12 protein-coding genes are annotated in these 12,450 nt (G+C 70.7%); 3 read left to right on the top strand and 9 right to left on the bottom strand.

Going from position 1 to position 12,450, the window contains the following annotated elements; genetic code table 11:
* Nucleotides 1-148 precede the first annotated feature (148 nt).
* The gene (locus tag VF697_RS20790) at nucleotides 149-502 is read right to left on the bottom strand and encodes a hypothetical protein (RefSeq protein WP_331097587.1); all 354 of its coding nucleotides are present in this window, start codon (nucleotides 500-502) and stop codon (nucleotides 149-151) included.
* An 86-nt stretch (nucleotides 503-588) separates the two neighbouring features.
* On the opposite strand from VF697_RS20790, the gene VF697_RS20785 reads away from it, so the two are divergent.
* A complete protein-coding gene (locus VF697_RS20785; RefSeq protein WP_331097585.1) occupies nucleotides 589-2,415 on the top strand; it encodes a long-chain fatty acid--CoA ligase in 1,827 nt (608 codons plus the stop codon).
* 104 nt (nucleotides 2,416-2,519) lie between these two features.
* Here VF697_RS20785 and VF697_RS20780 read toward each other — a convergent pair whose 3' ends face one another.
* The 8 genes from VF697_RS20780 to aroF form a co-directional block, all read right to left on the bottom strand.
* Nucleotides 2,520-3,815, bottom strand: coding sequence for a citrate synthase (locus tag VF697_RS20780; protein WP_331097583.1), 1,296 nt, complete (start codon nucleotides 3,813-3,815; stop codon nucleotides 2,520-2,522).
* 88 nt (nucleotides 3,816-3,903) lie between these two features.
* Nucleotides 3,904-5,166: a 3-phosphoshikimate 1-carboxyvinyltransferase gene (locus VF697_RS20775; protein WP_331097581.1), complete on the bottom strand. Its 1,263-nt coding sequence runs from the start codon at nucleotides 5,164-5,166 to the stop codon at nucleotides 3,904-3,906.
* Entirely contained in the window at nucleotides 5,163-6,233 is a 1,071-nt protein-coding gene (locus VF697_RS20770) for a 3-dehydroquinate synthase family protein (RefSeq protein ID WP_331097579.1), read from the bottom strand. Before VF697_RS20770 ends, VF697_RS20775 begins: the two co-directional genes overlap by 4 nt.
* Nucleotides 6,230-7,249 (bottom strand): chorismate synthase, encoded by a 1,020-nt coding sequence (gene aroC / locus VF697_RS20765; protein WP_331097577.1) that lies wholly within the window; start codon nucleotides 7,247-7,249, stop codon nucleotides 6,230-6,232. The genes VF697_RS20770 and aroC overlap by 4 nt, the downstream gene beginning before the upstream one ends.
* Complete coding sequence (locus tag VF697_RS20760; protein WP_331097575.1) at nucleotides 7,246-8,508, bottom strand: shikimate dehydrogenase; 1,263 nt, start codon at nucleotides 8,506-8,508, stop codon at nucleotides 7,246-7,248. The genes aroC and VF697_RS20760 overlap by 4 nt, the downstream gene beginning before the upstream one ends.
* Nucleotides 8,505-9,107, bottom strand: a complete 603-nt coding sequence (locus VF697_RS20755) for a shikimate kinase (protein WP_331097573.1) — start codon at nucleotides 9,105-9,107, stop codon at nucleotides 8,505-8,507. Before VF697_RS20755 ends, VF697_RS20760 begins: the two co-directional genes overlap by 4 nt.
* Nucleotides 9,088-9,777, bottom strand: coding sequence for a bifunctional demethylmenaquinone methyltransferase/2-methoxy-6-polyprenyl-1,4-benzoquinol methylase UbiE (ubiE, locus tag VF697_RS20750; protein ID WP_331097571.1), 690 nt, complete (start codon nucleotides 9,775-9,777; stop codon nucleotides 9,088-9,090). Before ubiE ends, VF697_RS20755 begins: the two co-directional genes overlap by 20 nt.
* Complete coding sequence (gene aroF, locus VF697_RS20745; protein ID WP_331097569.1) at nucleotides 9,774-10,643, bottom strand: 3-deoxy-7-phosphoheptulonate synthase; 870 nt, start codon at nucleotides 10,641-10,643, stop codon at nucleotides 9,774-9,776. Before aroF ends, ubiE begins: the two co-directional genes overlap by 4 nt.
* A 131-nt stretch (nucleotides 10,644-10,774) precedes the next feature.
* Between aroF and VF697_RS20740 the strand changes: the two genes are divergently transcribed.
* Both VF697_RS20740 and VF697_RS20735 read left to right on the top strand, forming a co-directional pair.
* Nucleotides 10,775-12,076 carry an isochorismate synthase gene (locus VF697_RS20740; protein WP_331097567.1) on the top strand — a complete coding sequence of 434 codons (1,302 nt, stop codon included), beginning with the start codon at nucleotides 10,775-10,777 and terminating at the stop codon, nucleotides 12,074-12,076.
* A partial coding sequence (locus VF697_RS20735; RefSeq protein ID WP_331097566.1) for a thiamine pyrophosphate-binding protein occupies nucleotides 12,069-12,450 on the top strand: 382 nt, incomplete at its 3' end. The genes VF697_RS20740 and VF697_RS20735, both read left to right, overlap by 8 nt.

Below are 12,450 nucleotides of genomic sequence, written 5' to 3'. Positions count from 1 at the left end.
GGAAAGTGGCTGCGATGGGCGTTTTCACCCTGCAAACGTGTGCATGTGCGCGGGTGAGGGGAGGGCACCGGCTCGTGCTCGCCTGCTCCCCAGCCTCCCTTCGATTGCGCCCACTTCACGACGGACGGCGACAGTAGACGGGCGAGCTTCAGCGCTCGTCTTCGTCCTCGTCGTAGTCCTCTTCGTCGTCGGACTCCTCGTCCTCGTCGAAGTCCAGCTCCTCGTCGTCGGACTCCTCGTCCTCGTCGGCCTCGTCATCCTCGTCGACGATCTCGTCCTCGAGCTCCTCCGTCTCCAGCGACATGGAGACGGCGAACTTCTTGCCCAGCACGGCCACCTGCGTCCGCATCTCGGTGAGGGCCGAGACGAAGTCCTCCTGGATGTTGGTGGCGACCTTCTGACCGCAATGAGGGCAGACGAGCTTCTCCGTCCCCTCGATGAGATCTCCAGCATCCAGCTCGAAGGTGCCCTCGCACTTCTGGCAAGTCAGGTCGATGGTCATGTGCGTCGCGCGGAATACATAGGCCTCCGGTTGCCTGTCAACGTCCGTGGCGGGCGCCTACCTCGTTTCAGTACCCTGGGAGCCTTATGGACACCCCCAGGACGATGGTGCATGCGCTCCATGATCAAGCCACCCGGAGGCAACACCGTCCGGCCCTGTGGACGCGCAGGGGGCGGACGTACGTGCCCACCTCGTGGCAGGAGTATGCCCTCCGGGTGAAGCGCTTCGCCCTCGGGCTGCATGCGCTGGGCTTCCGGAGTGGAAGCGCGCTTCCCATCCTGGCCTTCAACCGCGAGGAGTGGTTGGTGGCGGACCTGGCCGCCATGGCCCTGGGCGGTGTGCCCGTGGGCGTCTACACCACCAGCAGCCTGGAGCAGGTCCAGTACATCGTCGAACACTGCGAGGCGGAGCTGCTCGTGGTGGAGAACGAGAAGTCCCTGGCCACCGCACTCGCCGTGCGGGCGCGCGTGCCCCGGCTGCGGCACCTCATCGTGATGGAGGCCTCCGTGGACCCGCTCCCCGAGGGTGTGCTGCGCTACGGGGACGTGCTCGCGCGAGGCACCAGCGTCGACGAGGGGCCCTACTGGAACGCCGTCAACACGCTCCAGCCCGAGGGGCTCGCCACCCTCATCTACACCTCTGGCACCACTGGCACCCCCAAGGGCGTCATGCTCAGCCACCGCAACCTCGTGTGGACGGCCCAGCGCCTGATGCGCGCCACGGAGAGCTCGGACGACGGCGAGGTGCTGCTCTCGTACCTGCCGCTGGCCCACATCGCCGAGCAGATGCTCAGCCTCCACGGGCCCCTGCTCATCGGCGGGGAGGTCTACTTCGCGCGCTCGCTGGAGTCGGTGCCCGAGGACTTGCGCGAGGCCCGGCCCACGATCTTCTTCGGCGTGCCGCGCGTCTGGGAGAAGTTCAAGGGCCGCATCGAGCAGGGCCTCCGTGAGCAGCCCGAGTCGCGCCAGAAGGTGCTGGGCTGGGCTCGCGCGGTGGCCTCCGAGCGTCATGCCCGCGCGCTGGGCCACCAGCGCGTCCCCCTGCACCTGGAGGGGCAGTACCAGCTCGCGCGGCGCACCGTCTTCCAGTCCCTGCTGGCGAAGATCGGCCTGGATCGCACCCACTTCTTCTCCACCGGCGCCGCCCCCATCGGCCGCGACGTGCTCGAGTTCTTCGCCTCCATCGACGTCGTCCTGCGCGAGGTCTACGGCCAGTCCGAGTCCTGTGGGCCCACCTCCCTCAACACGCGCGAGGCCACGTGCCTGGGCTCGCTCGGCCGGCCCTTGCTGGGCCTGGAGGTGCGCATCGCCGAGGACGGGGAGATCCTCGTGCGCGGCGGCGGCGTCTGCCTGGGCTACTACAAGGACCCCGCCGCCACCGCCGAGCTGCTTCAGGACGGCTGGTTGCACTCGGGGGACGTGGGGCACCTGGACTCGGAGGGCTACCTCCACATCACCGGCCGCAAGAAGGAGCTCATCGTCACCTCCGGCGGCAAGAAGACCGCCCCGGCTCCCATCGAGCAGCTCCTCAAGGCCGTGCCGCCCGTGGGCCACGCGCTCGTCATCGGCGAGCGGCGCAAGTTCCTCGTGGCCGTCCTCACCCTGGATGCCGAGCGCGCCCGCGCCCTCGCGCGCCAGCACGGCTGGCCCGAGGACCTCCACGCGCTCGCCGCCGACCCGCGCCTGCGCCAGCACCTCCACGCGGCCATCGAGCGCGAGGTCAACCCACGCCTCGCCCGCTTCGAGACGATCAAACGCTTCGCCGTGCTCGCCGAGGACTTCTCCATCGCCGGCGGCGAGCTCACCCCCAGCATGAAGATGCGCCGCCAGGTGATCGAAGCGCGGCACCAGGCCCTCATCGAGTCCCTCTACGCCGAGGAGGACCCCGCGGACGCCGAGGTCCAGGTGGGGTAGGGGCGCCGGGGTGTCGGGGCCCTGAAACGCCGAGAGGGCCATGGCGAAGGTCTGTGGCGACCCTCACCCTGGCCCTCTTTTTCACGGCGGGAGCCGCGAAGTGACTACTTGCGGTCCGTCATCGCCACGTAGTCGCGGCGCTTGGAGCCCGTGTAGATCTGACGCGGACGCGCGATCTTCTGCTCGGGATCCTTCACCATCTCCTGCCACTGCGCGCACCAGCCCACCGTGCGCGGAATCGCGAAGAGCACCGGGAACATCTCCACCGGGAAGCCCATCGCCTCGTAGATGAGGCCCGAGTAGAAGTCCACGTTGGGGTAGAGCTTGCGCTTGACGAAGTACTCGTCCTGCAGGGCGATGCGCTCGAGCTCGACGGCGATCTCCAGCAGCGGGTTCTTGCCCGTGACGTCGAAGACCTCGTCGGCCACGCGCTTGATGACCTTGGCGCGCGGGTCGTAGGACTTGTAGACGCGGTGACCGAAGCCCATCAGCTTCTTCTCACCCTCGCCGCTCTTCACCGCCTTGATGAAGTCGGGGACCTTCGAGACGTGGCCGATCTCGCGCAGCATGCGCAGCACGGCCTCGTTGGCGCCGCCGTGCAGCGGGCCGTAGAGGGCCGCGATGCCCGCGGCCACCGCCGAGTAGGGATCCACCTCGGAGGAGCCCACCGTGCGCACCGACGTCGTCGAGCAGTTCTGCTCGTGGTCGGCGTGCAGGATGAAGAGGATGTCGAGCGCCTTCTCCAGCGTCGGGTGGACCTTGTAGCTGGTGGTGCCGACCTTCTTGAGCATCGCCAGGAAGTTGCCCACGTAGGACAGCTCGTTGTCCGGGTAGACGTAGGGCAGGCCCATGGTGTGGCGGTACGAGAAGGCCGCGATCGTCGGCATCTTGGCGATGAGCCGGGTGATCTGGATGCTGCGGCTGCGCTCGTCCTTGGTGTTCTTCGCGTCGGGGTAGAAGCCCGAGAGCGCCGCCACCGTGGAGGCCAGCATGGACATGGGGTGCGCGTCGTAGCGGAACCCGTCCATGAAGCTCTTGATGTTCTCGTGCACGTACGTGTGGTGCGTGACGAGGTAGGTGAAGTCCTCGAGCTGCTTGGGCGTGGGCAGCTCGCCGTTGAGCAGGAGGTAGGCCACCTCGAGGTACGAGGACTTCTCCGCGAGCTGCTCGATGGGGTAGCCCCGGTACTCGAGGATGCCCTTGTCACCGTCGATGAAGGTGATGGAGCTCTTGGTGTTGGCCGTGTTCAGGAACGCCGGGTCGTAGCCCATCAGACCGAAGTCTTCCTCGGAGACCTTGATCTGCCGGAGGTTGTTCGTCCGAATGCAGCCGTTCTCGATCGGGACCTCGTACGTCTTCCCGGTCCGGTTGTCCGTGATGGTCAGCGTGTCCTTTGGCATGGGCGGGACTTTTCACAGGCGGCAGAGCGCTTTCAACAAAAAAGAACCACACCTGGGGGGGCCGCGTTTCCCCCCGGGCAACGCCCGTTCAAGTAGTGAGGCGGACCCCGGTGCGCTCCAACTGTTGCCAGAAGCCCGGAAAGCTCTTTTCCACGCATTCAGGTCCGGTCAAGGTGAGGGGCACTCCTGACAGAACAGAGAGCGTAGCCGCGACCATTGCCTGGCGGTGATCTCCTCGGCTGTCCATCGAGAAGTGGGGCGGATGGGAGGTAGGAGGCTGGATTGTCAGCGTCTCGCCTTCCAGCAGGGCGGAGCCGCCGAAAGCGTCCACCAGGGTACGAATGCCCTCCAGGCGGTCGCTCTCCTTGAGTCTCAAGATTCCCACGTCCGTGAGCGTGGAGGGGCGCGGCAGCACGCACGCGAGCGCCGCCAGCGTGGGCAGCAGGTCCGGGCACTCCTTGCCCGAGGCCACCAGCCCGTCCCGCGCCGTGCCCGTCATGCGCAGCGTGCCGTCCGGGCCGGGGCTCGTGGAGAGGCCCGCGCGCTCCACCAGGCGCACCAGGGCCTGATCCGGGTGGGCGCTGGCGAGGTCCGCGCGCTCCACGCTGCCTCCCGTGCGCCAGGCGATGAGCAGCAGGTAGCCCAGGGAGGACCAGTCGCCCGGCAGCGCCGGAGTCCTGTCGGGGGCGCGGTAGTCCGTCACCTCCAGGCGGCCCTCGGACTCCCGCACCGTGAAGCCGAAGCGGCGCAGCCAGGAGACGGTGAGATCCAGGTAGCCCGCGCTCGTCAGCGGGCCGATGATCTCCACGCGCCACGGGCGGCGCTCGCGCAGGTACAGGGCCGCGCAGCCCAGCAGCAGGCTGGAGGCGTACTGGCTGCTCTGCGCTCCTGGGACCCGGAAGACGGGCTCGCCGCTGGCGCTCGGGGCGCGGATCTCCACCGGCCAGGGGTGGCCCTCGGTGAGGCTGAGGCCCGAGGGGCCGAGTGCCTCGCGCAGGGACTCGAAGAGGGGGCCGTGGGGACGCTCGCCGAGCCGGGGCGTGCCCGTGAGGCGCACGTGCGCGCCGGGCGTCACCGCCGACTGGGTGACGAGGATGCGGAAGGGGGCTCCACCGTCCGCGCAGTCCACGTCGCGCACGGGGCCCGGCGGCAGGCGCAGCGCCTCGATGCCCCGGCGCAGCACGCGCACGTCCGCGGCCAGGAAGTGCTCGGGCTCCTCGTCGAGCAGGGGCAGGGGCCATGCGCCGGTGAGGTGCGCGAGGACGAGCGCCCGCTGCGCGTCCGACTTGGAGAGGGGCGGCGTGAGGACGGAGGCGGTGAGGTGGCTCGGGTCGACGTGGATCTTCGTCATGGGCGTTCCCCTCGGGTCCAGACTGGCCACAGCGCGCGCCACACGTCCGCGGAGACGTCGCGCACCACGGCGGTGCCGATGTCGGTGAGCAGCACCATGCGCAGCTCTCCCGCACTGCCGGCCTTCTTGTCCGCGGAGAGGAGCGCTGTCACGTCCTTCAGCTTCGCGCGCGTCAGCAGGTCCATCGTCCGTTCACGGCCGAGCACTCCAGGCCCCTGGTGCAGGGCGTCCTCCACCCGCCACGCCACGTCCTCGGGGGTGACGCCCATGGCGCGGCCCACGTCGAGCGCGCACAGCATGCCGAGGCCCACCGCGTCCCCATGCGACAGCTTGAAGTGGGACACGCTCTCCAGCACATGGCCGAAGGTGTGGCCAAAGTTGAGCACCCGCCGCAGGCCCTGGTGCTCGTAGGGGTCCTTCGCGCAGACGGACTCCTTGAGGCGGCGCGCGTCCTTCACCAGCCGCTCCAGCGCGGGCTCCCGGCGGGTGTAGGCGTGGAAGAGCTCCGCGTCGAGGCTGGCCACCATCTTCCAGGCCTCGAGCGCGCCCTCGCGCAGCTGCGTGTCCGAGAGCGTGGCGTAGAGCTCCGGGCAGAGCCAGGCCTCCTCGGCGTAGTGGAAGACGCCCACCGGGTTCTTCACCACGCGCCCGCGCACGGTCATGTCCACCGCGCCCTTGCCGCCCAGGCTGCTGTCCACCGCCGCCAGCAGCGTGGTGGGCACCTGGACGAGCCGCACGCCCCGCTTCAGCAGGTGCGCGGCCACCGTGGACACGTCGCCGATGGTGCCTCCGCCGATGGCGATCAACGTCCCCGAGCGCGGCATCGAGAGGCCCGCGGCCACCACCTGCTCCAGCGCCTCGAAGGTCTTGGCGCTCTCACCGCCGGTGAGCTGGACCACGGCGCGAGGCTCGCGCGCCTGGAGGGCCGTGAGCACAGCGGGGTGCAGGCGCGCCACGCGGCGATCCACGACGGCGAGGCTGCCCTCGGGGAGGCTCGCGCACAGGCGTTTGAAGGAGCCCCACCGGTCGTTGGCGGGACGGTAGGCGCCGGGAGGAAGTTGGCTCATGCGGAGTGGGGCCGGGCGTTGAGATTCAGGACGAGGTCGGCCAGGACGAGCGACACCATGGCCTCCAGCACCGGGACGGCGCGCGGCATGATGCACGGGTCATGACGCCCGCCCTTGGCGTGCTCCGCGAGCGTCGCCGGAGGCTTGAAGAAGACGCGCACGCCCAGGGGCTCGCCGTTGGTCAGGCCGCCCTGGATGCCGCCGTAGGTGTCCTTCCGCGAGTGGAAGACCTTGCCGGGCTGTTCGATGCGCGCGAGCAGATCCGGCGGGCCCCAGACGACGCCGGTGACGGCGCCCACGCTGCCCAGCGCCTGCGCGAGCAGCGCCTTGATCTTCCCGAAGATGGGCTCGCCGAGGCCCACGGGCAGGCCCTCGACGCGGATGTCGATGCAGCCCCCCAGGCTGTCACCGGCCTCCTTGGCGGCGAGGATCTGCCGGGACATCTCCTCGCGGGCCACCGGGTCCGGGCAGCGGGTGGGGTGGGCATCCACCATCGCGCGGGTGAGGCCGGGCTCGGGCACGGCCGAGACGAGGTTGCCCACCTGCGACACCCAGGCGACGGTGCTCACCTGCGGGAAGGCCTGGGCGAGGTACGCCTCGGCGACGGCACCGCCGATGACGCGGCAGAGCGTCTCGCGGCCACTGGTGCGCCCGCCGCCCCGGTGATCTCGATGCTTGAAGCGCTCGCGCCACACGGCGTCGGCGTGGCCGGGGCGATCCTCGGTCTTGAGCTTCTCGTAGTCCCCCGAGCGCTGATTCGTGTTGCGCACGATGGCCGCGATGGGCGTGCCGAGCGTCTTGCCCTCGAAGACGCCGGAGAGGATCTCCACCTGATCGGCCTCGGCGCGCGCGGTGGTGATCGCGGACTGGCCAGGGCGGCGGCGGTCGAGCGCGGCCTGGATGAGCGCGGGCTCCAGGGGCACGCCCGCGGGGCAGCCGTCGATGATGGAGCCGAGCGCTGGACCGTGGCTCTCTCCGAAGGTGGTGAGGCGGAAGAGGGTGCCGAACGTGTTCATGTGGCGGACTCCCAGAGGGCGCGCTGCCGGCGGGCCTGGGCGATGAACCAGGCCGCGCCGAGGAGCACGGGTGTACCCCCGCGGCGGGTGATTTCAGCGGCGATGCGGCGCGCGGGTGCGCCGTAGGCGATGACGGCGACGCGGGCTCCCTCGAAGCGGAGGGCGTCGGGTGGGGTGATCCGATCGGGCCAGGTCCAGATTCCAGAACCGCCGAGGGGCTCGGAGATTCCGGCGCGACGCAGGAAGCGAAGCTGGCAGCCGACCTCGGCGCCCATGAGCCGGATCGCCGCGCTGGCCCCTCCGTCTCCGAGCACGAAGGCCTCCCGAGCATCCAGCCGTTCGAGGACGGTCCGCGCGCCTTCCGTGTCGGTATTGAAGGACTCCCAGCGGTCGCGGCGGCGCACGAGCGTGTTGATGGCGTCGAGCCGTGAGCCGGTGTGCCTGGCGAGGCGGATCTTGAAGGGGCTGGTGACGGCGAAGCCGCGGTAGTGGGGCAGCAGGGCGTCCACGAGGGACTCGACGGGAGCGTCCTCGGGAATGTCGATGCGATCGAAGGGCTGGCGGTGGATGCGCGGCGAGCGCGAGTGCGCGATCGAGGTCCCCAGAATCCCCAGCCGTCCCGCTCCTTCCGGGGTGGAGTGCGGGGAACGGGCCTCCCGGACGGCATCCGCGAGCAACCTCTGCCCCGGGGCCGCCTTCCAATCCCCGCCGAGCGCCACGTAATCGAGCACGTTGCGCCGGGCGAGCACGGCGCGCACGGGAAGCGCCACCGGCCCCATCGCGAGCACGGTGACCCGCTCCGCTCCGAAACGGGCCCCCAGGCGCGCCTGCGTCTCCCGCAGCACGGAAATCCGCGCCTGGGACGCCTCGCCCAGCGGCTCGATGTGCTTCACCAGGGCCCCGGCCGGGAGCGCCACGTCCCACAGGCGCAGGGCCTCCTCGGTGGACAGGGGCCGCTCGGCATGGTGCGAGGCCAGCAGCTTCCCGGCGGGCGCGGCCAGCTCGCTCGCGTGGACGACGTCCCGATCCACCCACCGCGCCGCGGCCACCCACGCTGGAGGCAGGGGCGTCCCACGCTCGGAGACGAGCAGCTCCAGCACTCCGGCCAGCGCCGCCGCGTCCACGGCCTCCGCGGGGTGGAGATCCGTCCGCACCTCCAGCACGTCGGCCCCCCGGCTCCGAGCGTCGGCGGCGAAGCGGAGGGCTTCGGCTCCCTGGAGGCTCGGAGGGAGGGTGACGACGCGGCGGGCCGGGCTCATGGCGGGCTCCCGAGTGACACGAAGGAGCGGAGGAACTCGGCGAGGCTCACGGTGGAGACGCGAGCGTGGAGCACCTGACGCTGGTGGTAGACGGAGTGGAGCTCCTCCTCCAGCGACATGCCGGGGCGCAGGCGAGGCCGGGTGGTGTCGGCGAGGAGCCGCTCGCGGTAGGTCTCGAAGGAGATGGGCACGAGCAGGGTGTAACAGGGGGCCAGGGCCTCCGGATGGTTCGAGATGAACCCGCCGCCCACGGCGACCACGCTCCCGCGAGGCATGTCCTGAAGCAGGGCCCGCTCCGCCGCGCGGAAGCCGTTCATGTCCTCGGCGACCCACTCCTTGAGGGGGCGGCCGGCGCGGCGCTCCAGCTCGGCATCGAGATCCAACCCCGGCCGTCCCAGCAGCGCGCTCACCAGGGGCAGCAGTCGCGTCTTGCCCGCGGAGCGGTGGCCGCCGATGACGACGAGCTGCCCCTCGGCGGGCAGGGAGCGGGGGCCGGGCCGCGACAGCTCCTCCCTCAGCCCGGGCGAGAGCCGTGGATCCACGGCCTCGAGCACTCCCTGGACGAGCCGGTGCTTCTGCTCAGCGGACGGTCCCGACATAGACGTAGGATGTCCCGAACGTCAGCGGGTGGGCCACCCTTTCTTTGTAGGCACCGGCCTGATCCATCAAGGAGAGGAACTTCTCCCCGGCCGGGAAGGCGGCGGCCGTGCGAGGCAGGTACTCGTAGGCGGCGCGATTGCCGGTGAGCAGGCCGCCGATGGCCGGCATGATCACCTTGCTGTAGAGCTTGAACAGGCCGCCGAAGAGGCCCGTGGGCTGGCCGAACTCGAGCACCACCACACGGCCGCCGGGGCGCACCACGCGGGCCATCTCCTTGAGGCACTTCACCGGGTCATCCACGTTGCGGATGCCGAAGGAGATGGAGGCCACGTCGAAGGTGGCGTCCGCGAAGGGGAGGTCCATGGCATCGGCCACCTGGAACTCCACCTGGAGCCCCTCGCGAGCGGCCTTGGCCGGAGCGCTGTCCAGCATCTCCTTGCAGAAGTCGGTGCCCACCACCCGACCCGAGGTGCCCACCGTGCGCTTGAAGGCCAGGGCCAGGTCGCCCGTGCCGGTGGCGCAGTCGAGGATGGCGTTGCCCTCCTTCGCGCCGCTCAGGCGGATGGCCTTGCGCCGCCACAGCCGGTGGATGCCGAACGACAGGACCTCGTTCGTCACGTCGTAGCGCGTGGCGATGGAGGAGAACATCTGACGAACTTCGGTGCTCATCGAGCCCCCGCGACTTGGGCCGGCAGCTCCGGCCTCCAAAGGTGACGATCCATGGCGTGTAGCACACCGGGTAGACGCCGCATCAGTTGTTGGAAGCGCTCCGGCGTGAGGGCCTGCTGCCCGTCGCACAGGGCGTTCTCGGGCCTCGGGTGGACCTCGATGAGCAGCCCGTCCGCTCCGGCCGCCACGGCCGCCAGCGCCATGGGTTGAATCAGCTCCGGCTCGCCCGTGGCGTGCGACGGATCCACGATGACCGGCAGGTGCGTGCGCTGCTTCGCCAGCGCCACGGCCGACAGGTCCAACGTGTTGCGCGTGGCCGTCTCGAAGGTGCGGATGCCGCGCTCGCACAGGAGCACCTGGTCGTTGCCGCCCTCCAGGAGGTACTCGGCCGCCAGCAGCCACTCCTGCACCGTCGCCGCCATGCCGCGCTTGAGCAGCACCGGCTTGCGCACCTTGCCCAGCGCTCGCAGCAGCGAGAAGTTCTGCATGTTGCGCGCGCCCACCTGGAGGATGTCCACGTAGTCCTCCATGAGCGGAATCTGCGTGGTCTCCATCACCTCGCTGACGATGGGCAGCCCCACCTTGCGCGCCGCCTCGGCCAGCACGCGCAGGCCCGGCTCGCCCATCCCCTGGAAGGAGTAGGGGCTGGTGCGCGGCTTGAATACCCCACCCCGGAGGACATGGGCGCCAGCGGCGGCCACGGCGGCGGCCGTCTGCTCCGTCTGCTCCATGCCCTCGACGGCACAGGGGCCGGCCATCACCACGAAACCGGGGCCGCCAATCTCCACCCGCCCCACACGCACACGCGTCCCCTCGGGCCTCGCGGCCCGGGTCACCCGGGGCATTCCATCTGGCTTGCCGCTCACCGGCGCCTCCCGTTCCCTGTGGAGTTCACGTTGTTTTGAACCCCGTGATGCTTGTATAGCCAAACCGGCGTACAGAACAACAAGAGGTTGCTGCCTCGGCAGGTGGCAGGGCCTTCGGATGAGGACCGCTGATGACGACGCTCGAACCCGCTGAAGGGAGCCGCTGGGTGGCCGGGGTAGTCGCCCTGGCCGCGGTGGATCCGCTCGCGGGGGCGGAGGTGTTGGGCGAGCCGTCCATCTATTGGGAGCGGCCGCTCGCGCGGGAGGCGGTGGCGGGGTGGGGCGAGGCGGCGGCGGTCGAGGCCCGGAGCGCCTCGCATGCCCAGGCGGTGCTCAGGGCGCTCTCCGCGCCGGCCTCGGTGCGGTGGTTGGGCGAGGCCCCCGTCGCGCTGCCCGGTCCCTGGTTTGGCGGCATGCGCTTCTCGGGGGCGGGGGGGGACGAGGGCTGGGTGCCCTTCGGCTTCGGCCGGTGGACGCTGCCGGAGGTGGTGGTGTGGCGCGAGGGCGCGAGCCTCGCGGTGGCGGCCTTCATGCCCGAGGGGCCTGGAGCCGAGGACGTGGTGCGCTCGCGGCTGGCGCGGGTGGCGGCGGCCTTCCCGACGACCTACCGCCATGTGGGCGGCGGGCCCCAGACGCTGCGGCTGTCCTCGTCCCGGCCGGACTTCGAGGGGCGGGTGGAGCGCGCGGTGGAGACCATCTCCTCCGGGGGCCTCCAGAAGGTGGTGCTGGCGCGGGCGGTGGAGGTGGAGGGCGAGCGCTCCTTTAATGTGGTGGAGGTGCTGGCCCGGCTGCGCGAGCAGAACCCACGCTGCGCCACCTTCCTCTTCCGGGCGCCAGACGGGACGGCCTTCCTGGGGGCCACGCCGGAGACGCTGTGCCGGTGGGAGGGGCGACACCTGGAGACGGAGGCGCTCGCCGGCTCCGCGTCGCCCGCGCAAGCCGGGGCGCTGGAGGCGAGCGACAAGGACCGTCGCGAGCACGAGGCGGTGGTGCGCTACATCCTCAAGGCGCTCAAGCCGCTGACCGAGCGCGTCGACGCGGACGCCGAGCCGGCGCTGCTCACCCTGAAGAACGTGGTGCACCTGCGCACCGGCATCCGCGCCGAGTTGCGCGAGGGGGTGGGGGTGGCCGAGCTCGTCTCGGTGCTGCATCCCACCCCAGCGGTGGGCGGCACGCCCCGGGAGCGGGCGCTGGAGTTCCTCGTCGAGCACGAGGCCCTGGACCGGGGCTGGTACGCGGGACCGGTCGGCTGGGTAGGACCCGGGCGGGCGCACCAGATGGTGGCGCTGCGTTCGGCGCGGGTGAAGGGATCTCGGGCCCGACTCTTCGTGGGTGCTGGTATCGTGGCGGGCTCCAGCGCCGAGTCGGAGTGGCGCGAGACGGAGATGAAGAGCCTGGCCATGCTACGGGCCCTCGGAGGAGGACATGTCTGACGCCAACCTGAATCAGCTCTGGGCACGGGTGTTGCTGGAGGAGCTGGTTCGTGGAGGCGTGCGTCACGCGGTGGTGTGCCCGGGCTCGCGCTCCTCGCCCCTGGCGCTGGCGTGCGCCCGTACCGAGGGGCTGCGCACCTGGTCCGTCATCGACGAGCGCAGTGCCGGCTTCTTCGCGCTGGGCATGGCGAAGCACTCGCGCGCGCCGGTGGTGCTGGTGGCCACGAGTGGCACGGCCGGGGCGCACTTCTACCCGGCGGTCATCGAGGCCTCGATGGCGCAGGTGCCACTGGTGGTGCTCACCGCGGACCGGCCCCTGGAGCTGCAGGGGTGGGGCGCGCCGCAGACGGTGCCCCAGGCGTGCTTCTTTGGAG

It is taken from the genome of Archangium sp. (assembly GCF_036388035.1).
Classification (GTDB): Bacteria; Myxococcota; Myxococcia; order Myxococcales; family Myxococcaceae; genus Archangium.
Note: the sequence above shows the minus strand (reverse complement) of the source record. Positions and strands in the feature narration are given on the sequence as shown.

Excerpts from the sequence above, each read along its gene's own strand:
- aroC (WP_331097577.1), bottom strand. The coding sequence starts at position 7,249 with ATGAACACGTTCGGCACCCTCTTCCGCCTCACCACCTTCGGAGAGAGC.
- ubiE (WP_331097571.1), bottom strand. The coding sequence starts at position 9,777 with ATGAGCACCGAAGTTCGTCAGATGTTCTCCTCCATCGCCACGCGCTAC.
- VF697_RS20790 (WP_331097587.1), bottom strand. The coding sequence starts at position 502 with ATGACCATCGACCTGACTTGCCAGAAGTGCGAGGGCACCTTCGAGCTG.
- VF697_RS20785 (WP_331097585.1), top strand. The coding sequence starts at position 589 with ATGGACACCCCCAGGACGATGGTGCATGCGCTCCATGATCAAGCCACC.
- VF697_RS20740 (WP_331097567.1), top strand. The coding sequence starts at position 10,775 with ATGACGACGCTCGAACCCGCTGAAGGGAGCCGCTGGGTGGCCGGGGTA.
- VF697_RS20760 (WP_331097575.1), bottom strand. The coding sequence starts at position 8,508 with ATGAGCCCGGCCCGCCGCGTCGTCACCCTCCCTCCGAGCCTCCAGGGA.
- VF697_RS20755 (WP_331097573.1), bottom strand. The coding sequence starts at position 9,107 with ATGTCGGGACCGTCCGCTGAGCAGAAGCACCGGCTCGTCCAGGGAGTG.
- VF697_RS20775 (WP_331097581.1), bottom strand. The coding sequence starts at position 5,166 with ATGACGAAGATCCACGTCGACCCGAGCCACCTCACCGCCTCCGTCCTC.
- VF697_RS20770 (WP_331097579.1), bottom strand. The coding sequence starts at position 6,233 with ATGAGCCAACTTCCTCCCGGCGCCTACCGTCCCGCCAACGACCGGTGG.
- VF697_RS20780 (WP_331097583.1), bottom strand. The coding sequence starts at position 3,815 with ATGCCAAAGGACACGCTGACCATCACGGACAACCGGACCGGGAAGACG.